We start from the raw sequence: 18,528 nt of genomic DNA, 5'->3' as shown, positions 1-18,528 counted from the left end.
GAGCCGGCTCCGGCGTGAGACGCCCGCTCACTGCGGATGTCTCACGCCGGATGCGATGTCGGACCAGGGACCAGGGTCAGGAGACGAGGGCGGCGTTGCCGGCCACGATCGTGACCTCGTCGCGTTCCACCGAGACGAAGCCGTCGCGGGCGTCCGCGACGATCTTGTTCCCGCTGGTCTCGGTGATGCGCACCTGCCCCTCGGCGAGGATCGCCAGCACGGGCTCGTGCCCGGCCATGAATCCGATCTCGCCTTCGACGGTCTTGGCGATCACGAGCGAGGCCTCACCGGACCACACCTCGGCGTCGGCCGAGACCAGGCTCACCTTGAGCGGCATGTCAGCCGTTCTCCTTCTGGATCTTCGCCCACTTCTCCTCGACGTCGGAGATGCCGCCGACGTTGAAGAACGCCTGCTCGGCCACGTGGTCGAACTCGCCCTTCACGATGGCGTCGAACGACTCGATGGTCTCCTTGATCGGAACCGTGGAGCCCTCGACACCCGTGAACTTCTTGGCCATGTAGGTGTTCTGCGAGAGGAACTGCTGGATGCGGCGCGCCCGCGACACGACGATCTTGTCCTCCTCGGACAGCTCGTCGACACCGAGGATCGCGATGATCTCCTGGAGCTCCTTGTTCTTCTGCAGGATCTGCTTCACGGCGGTCGCGACGCGGTAGTGGTCGGCGCCGATGTAGCGCGGGTCCAGGATCCGGCTCGTCGAGGTCAGCGGGTCGACGGCGGGGTACAGACCCTTCGACGCGATCTCACGGCTGAGCTCGGTCGTGGCGTCCAGGTGCGCGAAGGTCGTGGCCGGCGCCGGGTCGGTGTAGTCGTCGGCCGGCACGTAGATCGCCTGCAGCGAGGTGATCGAGTGGCCGCGCGTCGAGGTGATGCGCTCCTGGAGCACGCCCATCTCGTCGGCGAGGTTCGGCTGGTAACCCACCGCGGAGGGCATGCGGCCGAGGAGCGTGGACACCTCGGAGCCCGCCTGCGTGAAGCGGAAGATGTTGTCGATGAACAGCAGCACGTCCTGCTTCTGCACGTCGCGGAAGTACTCCGCCATCGTGAGGGCCGACAGGGCGACGCGCAGACGCGTCCCCGGCGGCTCGTCCATCTGGCCGAACACGAGGGCGGTCTTGTCGAAGACGCCGGCATCCTCCATCTCGTGGATGAGGTCGTTGCCCTCACGCGTGCGCTCGCCGACGCCGGCGAAGACGGACACACCACCGTGGTCCTGCGCGACGCGCTGGATCATCTCCTGGATGAGGACGGTCTTGCCGACGCCCGCACCACCGAACAGGCCGATCTTGCCGCCCTGCACGTACGGCGTCAGCAGGTCGATGACCTTGATGCCCGTCTCGAACATCTGCGTCTTCGACTCGAGCTGGTCGAAGCTCGGCGCCTGGCGGTGGATGCCCCAGCGCTCCGTGACCTCGATGGTCTCGCCGTCGACGCCGTTGAGCACGTCACCGGTGACGTTGAAGACCTTGCCCTTGGTGACGTCGCCGACGGGGACCGAGATCGGCCCACCGGTGTCGCGCACCTCCTGGCCGCGGACCATGCCGTCCGTGGGCTTGAGCGAGATGGCGCGGACCAGGTCGTCGCCCAGGTGCTGCGCGACCTCGAGCGTGATCTCCTGGCTGTCCTCGCCGATCGTGATCGTCGTCTTGAGCGCGTTGTAGATGTCGGGGATCGCGTCGTGCGGGAACTCGATGTCGACGACGGGGCCGGTCACGCGCGCGATGCGCCCGACGACGGCGGCTTCCGTCTCGGCGGTTGCGGTGGGGGTCATGGTCTCTTCCTCGTTCTTCTTACTTGCCCGATGCCAGGGCGTCGGCGCCGCCGACGATCTCGGCGATCTGCTGCGTGATCTCGGCCTGACGCGCGTTGTTGCGCAGGCGGGTGTAGTCGGTGATGAGCTTGTCGGCGTTGTCGCTGGCGGACTTCATCGCCTTCTGCGTCGCGGCGTGCTTCGCAGCCGACGACTGCAGCAGGGCGTTGAAGACCCGGCTCTGGATGTACACCGGCAGCAGTGCGTCGAGCACCGTCTCGGCGTCGGGCTCGAACTCGTACAGCGGGTACACGGCGCTGGATGCGGCGTCCTCGGTCGCCTCGACGACCTCGAGCGGCAGCAGGCGCACGGTCTCGGGGGACTGCGTCATCATGCTCACGAAGCGGTTGTACACGAGGTGGATCTCGTCGACGCCGCCGTCGAGACCGCCCCGGTTGAACGCCTCGAGCAGGACGCCCGAGATCTCCTCCGCGGTGGAGAAGTGCGGCGTGTCGGTGTCGCCCGTCCACTCCGCAGCAGCCTCCATCCGGCGGAACTGGAAGTAGCCCACGGCCTTGCGTCCGACCAGGTAGAACACCGGCTCGCGGTTCTCGCTGCGCAGCAGGCTCGCGAGCTCGAGCGCCTCACGGAGGATCTGCGAGTTGAACGCGCCCGCGAGGCCCCGGTCGGACGTGAAGATCACGACGGCGGACCGCCGGATCGTCTCCGGCTCGCGCGTCAGCGGGTGATCGACGTTGGAGTACGTCGAGACCGCGGAGACCGCGCGCGTCACCGCGCGGGCGAACGGCGACGACGCGCGCACGCGCGCCATCGCCTTCTGGATGCGCGAAGCCGCGATGAGCTCCATCGCCTTCGTGATCTTCTTGGTGGTCTGCGCAGAGGCGATCTTCTGCTTGTAGACCCGGAGTTGTGCGCCCATGTCCCTGTCTCAGCCCGGCTCAGCCGCGGCGGCCCTTGACGATCTTCTCCTGGTTGACGTCGGCGGCGTCGGCTTCGGCGAACTGCTCGCTGCCGGGCGCGTCGATAGCCTGGCCCGTGCCGGACTGGAACTCGAGGATGAAGGCGTCGGTCGCCTTCTCGAGCTCGGCGGTCGTGTCGTCGTCCAGGACGTTCGTCTCGCGCAGCGTGTCGAGCACCGTCGTGTTGCGACGCAGGTGGTCGAGCAGCTCACGCTCGAAGCGCAGCACGTCCTCGACGGCGATCGTGTCGAGCTTGCCGTTGGTGCCGGCCCAGATAGAGACGACCTGCTCCTCCACCGGGTACGGCGAGTACTGCGGCTGCTTGAGAAGCTCGGTCAGACGCGCACCGCGCTCCAGCTGACGACGGGATGCCGCGTCCAGGTCGGACGCGAACATCGCGAACGCCTCGAGCGATCGGTACTGCGCGAGCTCGAGCTTCAGCGTTCCCGAGACCTTCTTGATCGACTTGACCTGAGCATCGCCGCCGACGCGCGAGACCGAGATGCCCACGTCGACCGCGGGGCGCTGGTTCGCGTTGAACAGGTCGGACTGGAGGAAGATCTGGCCGTCCGTGATCGAGATCACGTTCGTCGGGATGTACGCCGAGACGTCATTGGCCTTCGTCTCGATGATCGGCAGACCCGTCATCGAGCCCGCGCCCAGCTCGTCGCTCAGCTTCGCACACCGCTCCAGGAGGCGCGAGTGCAGGTAGAACACGTCGCCCGGGTAGGCCTCACGCCCCGGCGGACGGCGCAGCAGCAGCGACACGGCGCGATAGGCCTCGGCCTGCTTCGACAGGTCGTCGAAGATGATAAGGACGTGCTTGCCCCCGTACATCCAGTGCTGTCCGATGGCGGAGCCCGTGTAGGGAGCCAGGTACTTGAAGCCCGCGGGGTCGGAGGCGGGAGCGGCGACGATCGTCGTGTACTCCATCGCCCCGGCGTCCTCGAGCGCACCCTTGACGGACGCGATCGTGGAGCCCTTCTGGCCGATCGCGACGTAGATGCAGCGGACCTGCTTGCTGACGTCGCCGGACTCCCAGTTGGACTTCTGGTTGATGATCGTGTCGATCGCGATGGCCGTCTTGCCGGTCTGGCGGTCGCCGATGATCAGCTGGCGCTGCCCGCGTCCGACCGGGATCATCGCATCGATCGCCTTGATGCCGGTCTGAAGCGGCTCGTGAACGCTCTTTCGCTGCATCACACCGGGCGCCTGCAGCTCGAGCGCACGACGACCCTCGCTGGCGATCGGGCCGAGACCGTCGATCGGGTTGCCGAGCGGGTCGACGACGCGACCGAGGTAGCCGTCACCGACCGCGACCGAGAGCACCTCGCCCGTGCGGGTGACCTGCTGGCCCTCCACGATGCCGGAGAAGTCGCCGAGGACGACCACGCCGATCTCGTTCTCGTCGAGGTTCTGGGCCAAGCCCAGCGTGCCGTTCGCGAAGGTCACGAGCTCGTTCGCCATGACACCCGGCAGGCCCTCGACGTGGGCGATGCCGTCGGCGGCGTCGATGACGGAGCCGACCTCGGCGGCCGCCGCGCCCGTAGGCTCGTATGCCGCAGCGAAGTCCTTCAGTGCGTCACGGATGACGTCGGGGCTGATGGAGATGTCTGCCATTGTCTTCCTTCGTTTCGTGGGGCCCTCGGCCCCGAAGCCTCCGCCGTCGCCGTCGTCCGGCACCGGCGGGAAGTCGTCTATCCCGCCAACCGCTGTCGCAGGTCGGCGATGCGGGTGGACACGCTCGCGTCGATGAGGTCGTCGGCGACCTGCACCCGGACACCGCCCACGAGGGCGGGGTCGACCACGAGGTTGAGCGTGACCTGCACGCCGTAGCGCGCCGACAGCGCCGCCACCAGGCGGTCCTTCTGCGCGTCGCTCAGCGGCGACGCCGCGGTGACGGTGGCCACCGTCCGGCCGCGCTGATCCGCCGTGACCGCCATCGCACGGCCGAGCAGTCCGCGCACCCGACGCTCGCGCGGATGCCGGACGAGCGAGCTCACGATGAGGACCGTCGCCTCGGAGAAGCGTCCGCCCAGGATCGAGGAGATCAAGGCGCTCTTCGCGTCGGCGTCGCCGATGCGGCTGCCGAGCGCGAGCTCGAGCTCCGGGTTGGCGGAGACGAGCCGCGAGACCTGGAACAGCTCCGACTCGAGGTCAACGCCGGCGGCTCCGATCGATGCCGCACGCACGGCGAGCTCCTCGATGCCGTCGACGAGACCGTCGGCCGAGGACCACCGGTGCTCGACCGCGGTCTCCAGCAGCGCGAGCGCCGCGGGGGTGAGCGCCGCACGGAAGACGTCGGCGACGACCTTCCGGCGCGCCTCGGGCGCCGCCGCGGAGTCGGACAGGGCGCCTCGCAGCTGCGAGGTGCCGTCGATCGCGCGCGCAGCCTGGAAGAGCCCGGCGGCGGTCGTCAGGTCGACACCGTCCGTGCGGTCGAGGACCTCACGGACGGCGCCGAGCGCCTGGGTGGTCGCACTGCCCATCTACGAGGTCGCCTTCTCGGAGGACTCGAGGTCGGCCAGGAAACGGTCCACCACGCCCTGCGCGGCTGCGTCGTCCTTCAGCTTCTCCCCGATGACGCCGCCCGCGAGATCCAGGGCCAGCGTGCCGACCTCGCTCCGCAACGAGACGAGGGCCGCCTGCCGTTCGGCCTCGATCTGCGCGTGCGCGTGCGCTGTGATGCGCCCGGCCTCGGCCGTCGCGGCGTCCTTGGCCTCGGCGACGATCTTCTTGCCGTCCTCACGGGCGGCCTCGCGGATCTCACCGGCCTGCACGCGCGCTTCGGCCAGCTGTGCGGTGTACTGCTCGAGCGCGGCCTCGGCCTGCTTCTGCGCCTGGTCGGCCTTCTCGATGTTCCCCTCGATCGCCGCGGCGCGCTCGTCGAGGAGCTTCTGCATCCGAGGCAGCACGACGCGCCAGAAGACGAAGAGGATGACGACGAAGCACACCGCCGACCAGACGATGTCGTACACCGCCGGGATCAGCGGGTTCGACGGCTGGTGGCCCTCTTCGGCCGCGCGGATGACAAGAGCGTTCAGCATCCTGTCTCCTTACTTGTGTCGGTCGAGGTCGTTTACTGGAAGATGAAGCCGGTGGCGATACCGATGAAGGCCAGCGCCTCGGTGAAGGCGATGCCGATCCACATCAGGACCTGCAGGCGGCCGGCGAGCTCGGGCTGGCGTGCCACGCCCTCGATGGTCTTGCCCACGACGATGCCCACGCCGATGGCGGGGCCGATGGCGGCGAGACCGTAGCCGATCGTCGCGACGTTTCCGCTGACGGCGGCCAGAACCGTAGTTGCGTCCACGGGGTTTTTCCTTTCGTTGAGGGCGGCGGATGCCGTCCCGATCAGTGCTCTTCCGCGACCGCGAGCTGGATGTAGACCGCGGTGAGGATGGTGAAGACGTACGCCTGGAGGAAGGCCACCAGGATCTCGAACAGGGTGAAGACGAAACCGAAGGCGAGGGTCCCGACGCCGAGCGCCGTCCACCAGCCGCTGAGGGTCACCGTGAAGAACCAGGTCGCACTGAAGAACAGCACGAGCATGAGATGCCCGACGATCATGTTCATCAGCAGACGCAGCGTGAGGGTGACGGGCCGGATGATGAAGGTCGAGAGGAACTCGAGCGGCGTGACGATGATGTAGAGCACGGGCGGCACGCCGGAGGGGAAGAGCGCGTTCTTGAGGAAGTTCTTCGGGCTCTTCCTGACGCCGGCGTAGATGAACGTCACGTAGGACACGACCGCCAGCAGCAGCGGCACGGCGATGACGCCCGTTCCGGCGATGTTCAGGAACGGGATGATCCCCGTGATGTTCATGAACAGGATCATGAAGAACATCGTCGTGAGGATCGGCAGGAAGCGGTTGCCGTCCTTGCGGCCCAGCAGGTCGTGCGCGATGTTGACGCGGACGAAGTCGAGGCCCATCTCGGCGACGCTCTGGAACCGCGTGGGCACGAGGCGCATGCGGCGAGTGGCGGCGAGGAAGAGCACGATCAGCACGACCGTGGCGAGAATCTGGATGAGGTTGATCCGAGTGATCGCGAACGGCGTACCCGCGAAGAGCAGGGCATCGGGGAAGAAGTCCTCGATGGACGGCGCATGGAAGCCGTCAGACGACTCCGAGGTCGCGATCAGGGTCGCAGCTTGAGTGAACAGCGCTGGCTCCAGCTTTGGGGCATCGGTAAAAGACCGTTGCGACGATGGTCGGTGAACACCACGCAGAAGCGCTCAAGAGGATCGCTATCGGGTGCACACTCACCCTATCAAACTCCTGGACCGCACGGTGTCAGAATTGTTGCATCCGGTGCCGGAAATCCGGCTCACACGCCCGGATCCCGCCGCTCCCCCTCCTCGGGATCGGTCGGCAGCGTGGTGTCGCTCACATGGGGCAGCCGCATCCGGGCGAGGACGACGACATCCACCACCAGCGAGGCGAGCACGCTCACGACAAGCGCGACGAAGAACACCGGCCGATCGATCCAGGCCACGCCGCGCAGCAGCAGCATAGCGACCACGAACAGGACGATCTTCAGGAGCCAGCCGCCCAGCACGACGCCGAAGAAGATCGGCACGTACAGCGGATCGCCGAACCAGCGGTTCGCGATCAGGATGCTCGCGGCCGTGATCGCCAGGAACACCGCGGCCACCACGACGCCCAGCAGCGCGCTCGCCAGCCCGGCGCCGCCTCCCGCGAGGAATCCCGCGACGGCGCCGACGACCGCCAGCACGCCCGTCACGATCGCCGCCCAGGTCAAGGCGGTGCGCAGGACCGGCGTGCTCGAGATGGTCGGGCGGTTCACAGGCTCTCCTGAGGGGTGGTCGGGACGCGACGGCGTCGGGGCGAGAGGGTCACGACGAGGCAGGCGGCGGCGCCCAGGACGCCGAAGCCGACCCCGATCCAGTACTGGCCGAACCAGTTCTCCCGGGTGGCGATGTACATGAGCAGGACCGCTAGGCCGATGACGGCCGTCCAGGCGTAGAAGATGAGCACGGCGTACAGATCCGAGTGCCCCATGTCGAGCATGCGGTGGTGGAGATGCTTGCGATCCGGGGCGAACGGCGATTTCCCGGCACGGAGCCGACGGACGACCGCGAGCCCGAAGTCGAGCAGCGGCAGGAGCACGACCGCGACGGGCAGCAGGATGGGGATGAACGCGCCCAGCAGCTGGGACCGTCCGAACTGATCCGGGTCGAGCATGGCCGGCTGGATCTGTCCCGTGATCGCCACCGCCGATGTGGCCATCAGCAGCCCCAGCATGAGGGCGCCCGCGTCTCCCATGAACATCTTCGCGGGGTGCCAGTTGAACGGCAGGAATCCGACACACGCTCCCACGAGCACGATCGCCAGGAAGGAGGCGAGGTTGAAGTAGGTGCTCGCGCCCGTGTCGCGCACGAGCAGATAGGAGTAGACGAAGAAGACGCCGTTGGAGATGAGGCAGACGCCGGCGACGAGCCCGTCCAGGCCGTCGATGAAGTTCACGGCGTTCATGACCAGCACGATGGAGAGCACCGTGAGGACGAAGCTCATCCAGCTGGAGCCGACGGTCATGCCCCCGATGGGCAGCGAGGAGATCTGCAGCTGGCCGAACCACACGATGACCCCGGCCGCGAGGAACTGCGCACCGAGCTTGATCATCCAGTCCAGGTCCCACAGGTCGTCCGCGACGCCGACGATCACGATGAGCAGCGTCGCCCCCAGCACCGCGAGCATCGGCACCGGGTCGGCCCAGATGAGGGCGAAGAACGGGTTCTGCGAGGAGAAGAGGAACGCGACGGCGACGCCGAGGAACATCGCCACACCGCCCAGCCGGGGTGTGGGCGTGGTGTGCACGTCGCGCTCCCGGATCGCAGGGTGGATGCGGTAGCGCAGGGCGAGCTTCCACACCACCCACGCCAGCGCGAACGTGATGAGCGCGGTGAGCGCCCCGGTGATGAGATAGAGGGTCACGCCGCCTCTGACGGGTCGGGCTCCAGCACCTCGCCCAGGACCGCGCGCAGCGCCGCACGGTCGATGACGCCCTCGCGCAGCACCCGCACGCGGCCGCCGCCGCCATGGGCGATGCCCGTCGCGTCGATGATCGTCGAAGGGACGCCGGTCGAGCTCGGTCCGTCGTCCAGGAACACCGCGATCGACTCCCCCAGCATCCGCATCGCCTGCGAGACGTCGACCGCCGCGGCCTGACCCGTGAGGTTCGCACTGGAGACGGCGAGCGGTCCGGTCTCCTCGAGCAGCTCGAGGGCCAGCCGGTGGGCGGGCATCCGCACCGCCACCGTGCCCCCGGTGTCGCCGAGGTCCCACGCGAGCGAGGGCTGAGCCGGGAGGACGACCGTCAGGCCGCCGGGCCAATGGGCGGCCAGCAGCTGCTCGATCGGCTCGGGCACCTCGGTCACAAGAGCGCGCACGGTGTTCAGCCCGGACACGAGCACGGGGGGCGGGGACTGCCGCCCGCGGCCCTTCGCATCGAGCAGCCGTTGCACCGCGGCGGGGCTGAAGGCGTCGGCGGCGACGCCGTAGACGGTGTCGGTCGGCATGACGATCAGCTCGCCGCGGCCGATGGCGGCGCGCGCCTGACGCATGCCGGCGAGGAGCTGGGACTCGTCCCGGCAGTCGAAATGGGAGGACATGACGCGCCCAGTCTACGTGTCAGGGCCGCAACGCCGTGGTCGCACGATCGCGGAGCGTGAGGTCGCGATGCGTCGCGGCGGCGCGCCAGCCGTCCGCGGCGAGCAGCTCCCGCACGGCGTCGCCCTGCACCTCGGCGTGCTCGATCACGAGCATCCCGCCGGGGTGCAGCAGACGCATCCCGACACGGCTGAGGACGCGGACGACATCCAGCCCGTCCTCGCCGCCGTAGAGGGCTCGAGGCGGGTCGTAGCGGCGGACCTCCGGATCCCGCGGGATCGCCGCATCCGGCACATAGGGCGGGTTGGACACGACCACCGAGACCTGTCCGTCCAGCTCGCCGAACGCGTCCGCGAGGTCCACGAACGCGAGTCGCGCCTGGGGCGGGCCCACCGCGTCGAAGTTCTCCCGTGCCCAGATGAAGGCGTCCACCGAGTTCTCCGCGGCGTGCACCCGCGCATGGGGCACCTCGGTCGCGAGGGCGAGGGCGATCGCACCGGATCCCGTGCCGAGGTCGACCGCGATCGGCGACGGCGACGCCGCGGCGGTGAGCGCGTCGATCGCGAGCTGGGCGACCATCTCGGTCTCGGGCCGCGGGACGAAGACCCCGGGTCCGACGCGCAGCTCCAAGTGGCGGAAGGGAGCGCGACCGGTCAGGTGCTGGAGCGGCTCACGCGCCGCGCGCCGCTCCACCAGCGCCGCGAACGCGGCGGGGACGCCCCCCTCGGCCGCGTCCCCGCGCACGGCCGCGGCCTGCACCTCGCCCCGCGACGTGCCGCGGACGTGGGCGAGCAGGAGCTCGGCGTCGACCTGCGGATCGGGCACCCCGGCGCGCGCCAGGACGGCCACGGCATCCGCCACGAGCGCTCGCAGGGGGACGGCGGCCGCCTCGGGGGCGGTCTCGGCGGGATCGGGCACGAGACACCACCCTATCGCCGGCGTCATATTCGACGGCGGGAAGAGTCGCGCGCCTAGTCTTGTTGTGCGCTCAGATCGCACCATCTCGCGAAAGGTCCAGCAATGCCCGGCATCCATCCCGACATCACGTCCGCCTTCGGCGACACCCCGCTCGTCCGGCTCAACAACGTCACGGAGGGCATCGACGCCCAGGTCCTGGCCAAGCTCGAGTTCTACAACCCCGCGTCCTCGGTCAAGGACCGCCTCGGCATCGCCATCGTCGACGCGGCCGAGGCATCGGGCGAGCTGCAGCCCGGCGGCACGATCGTCGAGTCGACCAGCGGCAACACCGGCATCGCGCTGGCGATGGTCGGGGCCGCACGCGGCTACCGGGTGATCCTCACGATGCCGGCGTCGATGTCCAAGGAGCGCCGCATCCTCCTCAAGGCCTTCGGCGCGGAGCTGGTGCTGACCGACCCCACCAAGGGCATGACGCTCGCGGTCGACGAGGCCAAGCGCATCGTCGCGGAGACCCCCGGCGCCGTCTGGGCCCGCCAGTTCGAGAACGAGGCGAACCCGGCGATCCACCGGCGCACGACCGCGGAGGAGATCCTCCGCGACACCGACGGCAAGGTCGACTACTTCATCGCCGGAATCGGCACGGGCGGCACGATCACGGGCGTCGGCGAGGTCCTGAAGGAGCGCGTGCCGGGCGTGAAGATCGTGGCGGTCGAGCCCGCCGACTCCCCGCTGCTCACCAAGGGACACCCCGGTCCGCACAAGATCCAGGGCATCGGGCCGAACTTCGTCCCCGAGGTCCTCAACCGCGACATCATCGACGAGGTCGTCGACGTCGAGTTCGACGACGCCATCCGCGTCGCCCGCGAGACCGCCGCGCGCGACGGGATCCTGGTCGGCATGTCCAGCGGCGCCGCGATCTGGGCGGCCCTGCAGATCGGCGCCCGCCCGGAGGCGGCCGGCAAGAACATCGTCGTCATCATCCCCTCGGCCGGCGAGCGGTACCTCTCCACGGCCCTCTATGAGGACCTCCGCGAGAACTGAGATGAGCGCCGTCTCACGTCTGCGCGAGGACATCTCCGCCGCGAAGCTCCGCGACCCCGCCGCGCGCGGAGGCATGGAGATCGCGCTTCTGTACTCGGGCCTGCACGCCATCTGGGCCTATCGGCTGTGGCACGTGCTGTGGCAGCGCCGGATGCGGTTCCTCGCGCGCGCGGGATCGCAGCTGACGCGCTGGCTCACGGGCATCGAGATCCACCCGGGCGCCACGATCGGCCGGCGCTTCTTCATCGACCACGGCATGGGCGTCGTGATCGGCGAGACGGCGGAGATCGGCGACGACGTCATGCTGTACCACGGCGTCACGCTCGGGGGACGGACCCGCGACAGCGGGAAGCGGCATCCCACGCTCGGCGACGGCGTCGTCGTCGGGGCGGGCGCGAAGGTGCTCGGGCCCGTCGTGATCGGCGCGGGCTCGGCCGTGGGCGCCAACGCCGTCGTGACGCGCGACGCCCCGGAGGACAGCGTGCTCGTCGGGATCCCCGCCAAGGCGCGGGCGCGTCGGCTCGGCGAGGACACGCGGGCGCTGCTGATGGCTCCCGAGTACAGCATCTGACGGTGCTGCACGAGCGCAGCGCCGTCGAGCTGCGAGCCGCGCTCCGCTCCGGCCAGGTGTCGCCGCAGGAGGCCGTGGCGCATTTCCTCGACCGCATCTCACGACGGGACGGCGAGCTCGGGGCCTTCGTGGAGGTCACCGCGGAGGCGGCGCTGGACCGTGCCGAGACGCTCGACGCCACCACCCCGGCGGCGGCGCGCTCCGACGCGGCGCTGTGGGGGCTGCCGACGGCCGACAAGGACCTCGTGGCCCGCGAGGGGGTCCCCACACGATATGGCTCGCTCACGCGGGCCGCCCACGTGCCGGAGACGTCCGACCCGCTCGCGCTGGCGCTGGATGCGACGGGCGCGATCTCGCTCGGCAAGACCAACACCCCCGAGTTCGGACTCACCGGCTACACCGAGTCCGCCGTCGCGCCCGCCGCACGGGATCCGTGGGATCCGCGCAACGGCGCCGGCGGATCGTCGGGCGGCGCCGCCGTCGCGGTCGCAGCGGGGATGCTGCCGGTCGCCATCGGGTCCGACGGCGGCGGCTCGATCCGCATCCCGGCGGCGACCGTCGGGGTCGTCGGGCTCAAACCCTCGCGCGGGCGGATCGCGGTCGACTCCCCCACGGGGCTCGTCGTCACGGGACCGCTGGCGCGCAGCGTCGCGGACGCCGAGCTCGTCTGGCGCGCGCTCGCCCCCGCCGCGCCTCTCCCCCGCGACGCCGGCGCCCTGCGCGTCGGGGTGACGACGGTGTCGCCGTGGGACGACGACGAGGACATCCGGCTCGATGCCGCCGCACGGATGGCGGTCTCCTGGGCTGCGGACACGCTCGCCGACGCCGGGAACGCGGTCTCGGCGGCGCGCTGGCGACCGCACGGGTACGCGGCGCTGTTCCGGGTGCTGTGGCGCGCCTCGGCGGCGCGGCTGTCCCTGTCCGAGGCGGAGCTCGCGCGCGTCGAGCCGATCACGGCGTGGCTCGTGCGCGAGGGCAGGGAGCTGCCGTCGGGCGAGCTGGCGGCAGCTCAGTCCGCCGCGGTCGAGTTCGAGCGCGAGACGATCGCGGCCTTCGCCCCCTACGACGCCGTGCTGACGCCGGCGCTCGCGCTGCCGCCGCGACCGGTGGGATGGTTCGACCCGGGCGACCCGGAACGGAACTTCGCGCAGCAGGTGCAGTACGCCCCGTACTCGAGCTTCGTGAACGTCGCGGGGCTGCCGGCGATCACGATCCCCGTCACCCGGGACGCGACGGGACACCCCGTGTCGGCTCAGCTGGTCGGGCGTCCCGGCGGCGAGGCCGAGCTGTTCCGCCTGGCGGCGCAGCTCGAGGCGCGCCGCGGCCCGCTGCCGCATCCGCCCCGCTGGTGACGAGCCGCGCCGCGCGCGGTCAGGACTCCGGCGCCAGGGCCGCGAGACGCTCTTCCTCGTCCGCAGCGATCAGGGACTCGATGACGGGGCCGAGCGCGCCGTCCATGACCTGGTCCAGGTTGTACGCCTTGTAGCCCGTGCGGTGATCGGCGATGCGGTTCTCGGGGAAGTTGTAGGTGCGGATGCGCTCCGAGCGATCCATGCCACGGATCTGCGAGCGGCGGGCGTCGGCGGCCGCCGCGTCCTGCTCCTCCTGCTGCTTCGCCAGCAGCCGCGCGCGGAGCACGCGCATGCCCGCCTCGCGGTTCTGCAGCTGGCTCTTCTCGTTCTGCATCGAGACGACGATCCCCGTGGGAAGGTGCGTGATGCGCACGGCGGAGTCGGTGGTGTTGACCGACTGCCCGCCCGGGCCGGAGGAGCGGAACACGTCGATCTTCAGGTCGTTCGGGTCGATGTGGACCTCTTCGGGCTCGTCGACCTCGGGGAAGACCAGCACTCCCGTCGTCGAGGTGTGGATGCGTCCCTGGGACTCGGTCGCGGGCACACGCTGCACGCGGTGCACGCCGCCCTCGTACTTCAGATGCGCCCAGACGCCCTGCGCGGGGTCGGTGGACGAGCCCTTGATCGCGACCTGGACGTCCTTGTAGCCGCCGAGGTCCGACTCGTTGCGCTCGAGGAGCTCCGTCTTCCATCCCTGCGAGGCGGCGTACTGCAGATACATCCGCAGCAGGTCGGCGGCGAACAGCGCCGACTCGGCGCCGCCCTCGCCTGCCTTGATCTCCATGATCACGTCGCGCGCGTCATCGGGATCGCGCGGGATGAGCAGGCGACGCAGGCGCTCCTGCGCCTCCGCCACGCGCTCCTCGAGCGCCGGGACCTCCTCCGCGAACGCCTCGTCCTCACGGGCGAGCTCACGGGCGGCCGCCAGGTCGTCGGTGGCAGCGAGCCAGTCCTCATGCGCCTTGACGATGCGCGAGAGCTCGGCGTAGCGCCGGTTCACGCGCTTCGCACGCGCGGCGTCGGCGTGGACGGCCGGGTCGCTGAGCTCGATCTGCACCGCTCGGTGCTCGTCGATCAGCGCCTCGACCGAGGCGAACATGCCGGGGGCGGACACGCGGAGGTCAGCGGATGTCGTTCTCGTGTCCGTGCGAGTGACCGCCGGCGGGTGCCGGGATCGACTTCTGCATCTGCACGAGGAACTCGACGTTCGACTGCGTCTCCTTGAGCTTTCCGAGCACGACCTCGAGGGCCTGCTGCGTGTCGAGGCCCGCGAGGGCACGACGCAGCTTCCAGGTGATCTTGACCTCGTCGGGCGAGAGGAGCATCTCCTCGCGACGCGTCGACGAGGCGTTCACGTCGACGGCCGGGAAGATGCGCTTGTCGGCGAGCTGACGCGACAGCCGCAGCTCGCTGTTGCCCGTGCCCTTGAACTCCTCGAAGATCACGTCGTCCATCTTGGAGCCGGTCTCGACGAGGGCGGTCGCGAGGATCGTGAGCGATCCGCCGTTCTCGATGTTGCGCGCCGCGCCGAAGAACCGCTTGGGCGGGTAGAGGGCCGAGGCGTCGACGCCGCCCGACAGCACACGGCCGCTCGTGGGCGCGGACACGTTGTAGGCGCGTCCGAGACGCGTGATCGAGTCGAGCAGCACGACGACGTCGCGGCCGAGCTCGACCAGACGCTTCGCGCGCTCGATCGCGAGCTCCGCGACCGTGGTGTGGTCCTCAGCCGGACGGTCGAAGGTGGACGCGATGACCTCGCCCTTGACCGTGCGCTGCATGTCGGTCACTTCCTCGGGCCGCTCGTCGACGAGAACGACCATGAGGTGCACCTCGGGGTTGTTCAGGGCGATCGCGTTCGCGATCTGCTGCAGCACGATGGTCTTGCCGGCCTTCGGCGGGGCGACGATGAGGCCGCGCTGGCCCTTTCCGACCGGGGCGACGAGATCGATGATGCGCTGGGTCAGCTTCTCCGGCGCCGTCTCCAGACGCAGCCGCTCCTGCGGGTAGAGCGGGGTGAGCTTGCCGAACTCGACGCGGGAGGCGGCGTCCTCCACCGACAGGCCGTTGATCGCGTCGACCTTGACGAGGGCGTTGTACTTCTGACGCCCCTGCTGCTCGCCCTCGCGGGGCTGCTTGATCGCCCCGACGACGGCGTCGCCCTTGCGGAGGTTGTACTTCTTCACCTGGCCGAGCGAGACGTAGACGTCGCTCGGACCCGCGAGGTAGCCCGTCGTGCGCACGAAGGCGTAGTTGTCCAGGACGTCGAGGATGCCGGCGATCGGGATGAGCACGTCGTCCTCGCCGATCTCCGGCTCGAACTCGTCGGCGGCGCCGCGGCGCTTGTTGCGCTGGCGGTTGCCGTTGCGGCCACCCTGCTGCTCGTCGTCGCCGGACTCGGCGGCGGGGGCGGGCTGGCTCGCCGCGGCCGGCTGACCGTTGCCCTGGGCATCGGCCTGCGTGCCACCGCGCTTGCGGTTGCGCGAACGGCTGCGGCTGCGGCTGCGGCTGCTGCCTTCGCCCTGATCGCCGTTCTCCGGAGTCTCGGCGACGGGGGTCTCGGCGACAGGGGTCTCGGTCGCGGCCTCGGGCTGTGCGGCCGCACTCTCGCCCGTCTCGACGGGGCTCGCCTCGCCGACGACCTCCGCGCGCGCCGTCTCGGCGGCCGGCGTCTCCGCGGGCGCGGTCTCCTCGGCAGCCGCGGTCTCCTCGGCAGCCGCGGTCTCCTCGGCAGCCGCGGTCTCCTCGGCAGCCGGGGCCGGGGCGACGGGGGTCTCCTCAGCGGCGGGCGCCGGGGCCGGCTCGGCCGGAACATCCGTGCTCTTCGCGCGACGCGGGGCACGCTTGCGCGGTGCCTTGACGGGCTTCTCGACCACGGGCTCCTGCTCGGCGGCGGCCGCGGGCTCCTCGGCAGCCGCGGGCTCCGCGGCGGCCGGCTCGTCCGGCGCAGCGGCCGCAGGCTCCGCCGCGGCGGCGGGAGCCGCCTCGGCGTCCGTGGACGAAACGGCGGTGGTCTCGGTCGGCTCGACGATCTCGTCGGCAGCCGAATCGGTGGTCTGGATCTCGGAGATGGACTCCACGAGTTCTCCCTTGTGAAACGTGTGGAAATGCGCGCCCGCGCGACCGGCGGACGCGCCCAGGCAGACCTCTCGTGAAACTCAGAGGCAGGCCGCGACGACTGTCGGGTCGGAAGCGGGAATTCGCGCGGCGGTTCGCAGATCTGCGACGGAGGCCGGATACACGATGATCACGTGGCACCCTCCGCGTTGTCCCTCACTGTACCACCCTTGACGTCGACGGCGAGCATGCGGGCCTCCCACGGTGTGTCCGCATGCGCGTCCACCACCCGCGCGGCCTCGAGGCGACGTCCGGGGCCGTCTGCGAGCACCAGGACGCTCGGTCCGGCGCCCGAGACGACGGCGGCGAAACCCGCCGCCCGCAGCGCGCGCACGAGCCGGTCGGTCTCGGGCATCGCGCTCGCACGGTAGCTCTGGTGCAGCTTGTCCTCCGTCGCCGCCATCAGCAGCTCGGGGCTCTGCGTGAGGGCCGCGATCAGCAGCGCGGAGCGCGAGACGTTGAACACGGCGTCCTCGCGCGAGACCTGAAGCGGTTGCAGGCTGCGCGCGACCGAGGTCGACATCGTGAACTCCGGCACGAAGACGATCGGGGAGACGCCGCGGTGGACCAGCAGCTTCTTGTGCTGCGGGCCCGACTCGTCGACCCAGGCGATCGTGAGCCCGCCGAACAGGGCCGGAGCGACGTTGTCGGGGTGACCTTCCATCTCGGTGGCAAGGCGCAGCAGCAGATCCGGACCGAGCTCCACCTCGTCCGCGAGCAGTCCCTTCGCCGCGAGCAGTCCCGACACCACCGCGGCGCCGGAGGATCCCATGCCGCGCCCGTGCGGGATGACGTTGCGCGCGCGGATACGCAGTCCCGGCATCCGATGCCCCACCGCGTCATAGGCGTACGCGATGGCCCGCACCACCAGGTGCGAGGCATCCCGTGGGACGGAGTCGGCGCCGGAGCCCTCGACCTCGATCTCGAGGCGTCCCGGCTCGAGGGCCGTGACGGCGAGCTCGTCGTAGACGCTCAGCGCGAGTCCCAGCGTGTCGAAACCGGGGCCGAGGTTCGCGCTCGTCGCGGGCACCCGCACCGAGACGCTGCGGCCGGGGGCCTGTGTCACGCCTGCGCCCCGGCGGGGGCGAGCTCGAGGACGGAGGCGACCTCGGAGACCGTCGCGTCCACGACCGTCGGCGTGACCTCGCCGCCGTCGGGGGTACGCAGCGCCCACTGCGGATCTTTCAGGCCGTGGCCCGTCACGGTCAGCACGACCTTCGCGTCCGCGGGCACCACGCCCGCCTCCGCGCGATCGAGCAGACCCGCGACCGAGATCGCGGAGGCCGGCTCCACGAAGACGCCCACGGTCCCGGCCAGGAGCTTCTGGGCCGCGAGGATGCGGTCGTCGTCGATCGCGCCGAACCACCCGTCGGTGGCGTCGCGCGCCTCGAGCGCGAGCTGCCAGGACGCGGGGTTGCCGATGCGGATCGCGCTCGCGATCGTCTCCGGGTTCTTCACGACCTCGCCGCGCACGAGCGGGGCGGAGCCGGCGGCCTGGAAGCCGAACATCCTCGGGACCTTCGTCGCCACCCCGCGCTCGGCCTCCTCGCGGTAGCCGCGCGTGTACGCCGTGTAGTTCCCGGCGTTGCCGACGGGGATGAAGTGGTAGTCCGGAGCGTCGCCCAGCTGCGAGACGACCTCGTACGCGGCGGTCTTCTGACCGTCGATGCGGTCGGGGTTGACCGAGTTCACGAGGTGCACGGGGTAGTTGTCGGCGAGCTCGCGGGCGATCTCGAGGCAGTCGTCGAAGTTGCCGCGGATCTGGATGAGCCTGCCGTCGTGCGCGACGGCCTGGCTGAGCTTGCCCATCGCGATCTTGCCCTCGGGCACGAGCACCGCGGCGGTGATGCCGGCGTGCGCGGCGTACGCGGCCGCGGAGGCCGACGTGTTGCCCGTGGAGGCGCAGATCACGGCCTTCGCGCCGTGATCGATCGCGCGCGAGATCGCGACGGTCATGCCGCGGTCCTTGAACGATCCCGTCGGGTTCATTCCCTCGAACTTGACCCAGACATCCGCGCCGGTGAGCCGCGAGAGCGCCGGCGCCGGGATGAGGGGGGTCCCCCCCTCGCCGAGGGTCACGACGTTCGAGGCCTCGGTGACCCCGAGCCGATCGGCGTACTCGCGGAGGACTCCGCGCCAGACGTGTGCCATG

At 70.3% G+C, this 18,528-nt stretch carries 19 protein-coding genes; 3 read left to right on the top strand and 16 right to left on the bottom strand.

The genetic code is table 11. From position 1 onward, the window contains the following. Positions 1-76 precede the first annotated feature (76 nt). The 12 genes from QE381_RS00660 to prmC all read right to left on the bottom strand — a co-directional run bounded on the left by QE381_RS00660 (position 77) and on the right by prmC (position 10,325). Positions 77-337 (bottom strand): F0F1 ATP synthase subunit epsilon, encoded by a 261-nt coding sequence (locus QE381_RS00660; RefSeq protein ID WP_307214578.1) that lies wholly within the window; start codon positions 335-337, stop codon positions 77-79. A 1-nt stretch (position 338) separates the two neighbouring features. Further along, positions 339-1,790, bottom strand: a complete 1,452-nt coding sequence (atpD, locus tag QE381_RS00655; protein WP_307214577.1) for a F0F1 ATP synthase subunit beta — start codon at positions 1,788-1,790, stop codon at positions 339-341. A gap of 19 nt (positions 1,791-1,809) precedes the next feature. After that, the gene (locus QE381_RS00650; protein WP_307214576.1) at positions 1,810-2,709 is read right to left on the bottom strand and encodes a F0F1 ATP synthase subunit gamma; all 900 of its coding nucleotides are present in this window, start codon (positions 2,707-2,709) and stop codon (positions 1,810-1,812) included. Positions 2,710-2,728: 19 nt separating this feature from the next. Beyond that, positions 2,729-4,369, bottom strand: a complete 1,641-nt coding sequence (gene atpA, locus QE381_RS00645; protein ID WP_307214575.1) for a F0F1 ATP synthase subunit alpha — start codon at positions 4,367-4,369, stop codon at positions 2,729-2,731. Positions 4,370-4,446: 77 nt separating this feature from the next. Next, the gene (locus tag QE381_RS00640; RefSeq protein ID WP_307214574.1) at positions 4,447-5,238 is read right to left on the bottom strand and encodes a F0F1 ATP synthase subunit delta; all 792 of its coding nucleotides are present in this window, start codon (positions 5,236-5,238) and stop codon (positions 4,447-4,449) included. Beyond that, positions 5,239-5,796, bottom strand: coding sequence for a F0F1 ATP synthase subunit B (locus QE381_RS00635; protein ID WP_307214572.1), 558 nt, complete (start codon positions 5,794-5,796; stop codon positions 5,239-5,241). Positions 5,797-5,828: 32 nt separating this feature from the next. Beyond that, a complete protein-coding gene (atpE, locus tag QE381_RS00630) occupies positions 5,829-6,062 on the bottom strand; it encodes an ATP synthase F0 subunit C (RefSeq protein ID WP_307214570.1) in 234 nt (77 codons plus the stop codon). Positions 6,063-6,103: 41 nt separating this feature from the next. Further along, on the bottom strand, positions 6,104-6,892 hold the full coding sequence (gene atpB, locus QE381_RS00625) for a F0F1 ATP synthase subunit A (RefSeq protein WP_373426968.1): 789 nt from the start codon (positions 6,890-6,892) through the stop codon (positions 6,104-6,106). A 185-nt stretch (positions 6,893-7,077) separates the two neighbouring features. Next, on the bottom strand, positions 7,078-7,557 hold the full coding sequence (locus tag QE381_RS00620; protein ID WP_307214568.1) for a hypothetical protein: 480 nt from the start codon (positions 7,555-7,557) through the stop codon (positions 7,078-7,080). Then, on the bottom strand, positions 7,554-8,705 hold the full coding sequence (locus QE381_RS00615) for an MraY family glycosyltransferase (RefSeq protein ID WP_307214566.1): 1,152 nt from the start codon (positions 8,703-8,705) through the stop codon (positions 7,554-7,556). Before QE381_RS00615 ends, QE381_RS00620 begins: the two co-directional genes overlap by 4 nt. Continuing rightward, positions 8,702-9,382, bottom strand: coding sequence for an L-threonylcarbamoyladenylate synthase (locus tag QE381_RS00610; protein WP_307214564.1), 681 nt, complete (start codon positions 9,380-9,382; stop codon positions 8,702-8,704). Before QE381_RS00610 ends, QE381_RS00615 begins: the two co-directional genes overlap by 4 nt. 19 nt (positions 9,383-9,401) lie before the next feature. Continuing rightward, entirely contained in the window at positions 9,402-10,325 is a 924-nt protein-coding gene (gene prmC, locus QE381_RS00605) for a peptide chain release factor N(5)-glutamine methyltransferase (protein WP_373426880.1), read from the bottom strand. A 75-nt stretch (positions 10,326-10,400) separates the two neighbouring features. Here prmC and cysK point away from each other — a divergent pair, with 75 nt between their 5' ends. The 3 genes from cysK to QE381_RS00590 are packed head-to-tail and all read left to right on the top strand — an operon-like array spanning position 10,401 to position 13,262. Further along, positions 10,401-11,339: a cysteine synthase A gene (gene cysK, locus QE381_RS00600; RefSeq protein WP_307214562.1), complete on the top strand. Its 939-nt coding sequence runs from the start codon at positions 10,401-10,403 to the stop codon at positions 11,337-11,339. Position 11,340: 1 nt separating this feature from the next. After that, on the top strand, positions 11,341-11,910 hold the full coding sequence (epsC, locus tag QE381_RS00595; RefSeq protein WP_307214560.1) for a serine O-acetyltransferase EpsC: 570 nt from the start codon (positions 11,341-11,343) through the stop codon (positions 11,908-11,910). A gap of 2 nt (positions 11,911-11,912) precedes the next feature. Continuing rightward, entirely contained in the window at positions 11,913-13,262 is a 1,350-nt protein-coding gene (locus tag QE381_RS00590) for an amidase (protein WP_307214558.1), read from the top strand. Between the two features lie 19 nt (positions 13,263-13,281). Here the strand turns inward: QE381_RS00590 and prfA are convergent, their stop codons facing one another. The 4 genes from prfA to thrC form a co-directional block, all read right to left on the bottom strand. Continuing rightward, complete coding sequence (gene prfA, locus QE381_RS00585) at positions 13,282-14,361, bottom strand: peptide chain release factor 1 (protein ID WP_307220349.1); 1,080 nt, start codon at positions 14,359-14,361, stop codon at positions 13,282-13,284. Between the two features lie 22 nt (positions 14,362-14,383). Beyond that, entirely contained in the window at positions 14,384-16,339 is a 1,956-nt protein-coding gene (gene rho, locus QE381_RS00580) for a transcription termination factor Rho (RefSeq protein WP_307214556.1), read from the bottom strand. A gap of 167 nt (positions 16,340-16,506) precedes the next feature. Further along, on the bottom strand, positions 16,507-17,442 hold the full coding sequence (gene thrB, locus QE381_RS00575; RefSeq protein WP_307214554.1) for a homoserine kinase: 936 nt from the start codon (positions 17,440-17,442) through the stop codon (positions 16,507-16,509). Then, entirely contained in the window at positions 17,439-18,527 is a 1,089-nt protein-coding gene (thrC, locus tag QE381_RS00570; protein WP_307214552.1) for a threonine synthase, read from the bottom strand. Before thrC ends, thrB begins: the two co-directional genes overlap by 4 nt. Between the last annotated feature and the right edge of the window lies 1 nt (position 18,528).

This window comes from Microbacterium sp. SORGH_AS_0888 (assembly GCF_030818905.1).
In the GTDB taxonomy this organism is placed as follows: domain Bacteria; phylum Actinomycetota; class Actinomycetes; order Actinomycetales; family Microbacteriaceae; genus Microbacterium.
This window is presented reverse-complemented; position numbering and strand designations above follow the sequence as displayed.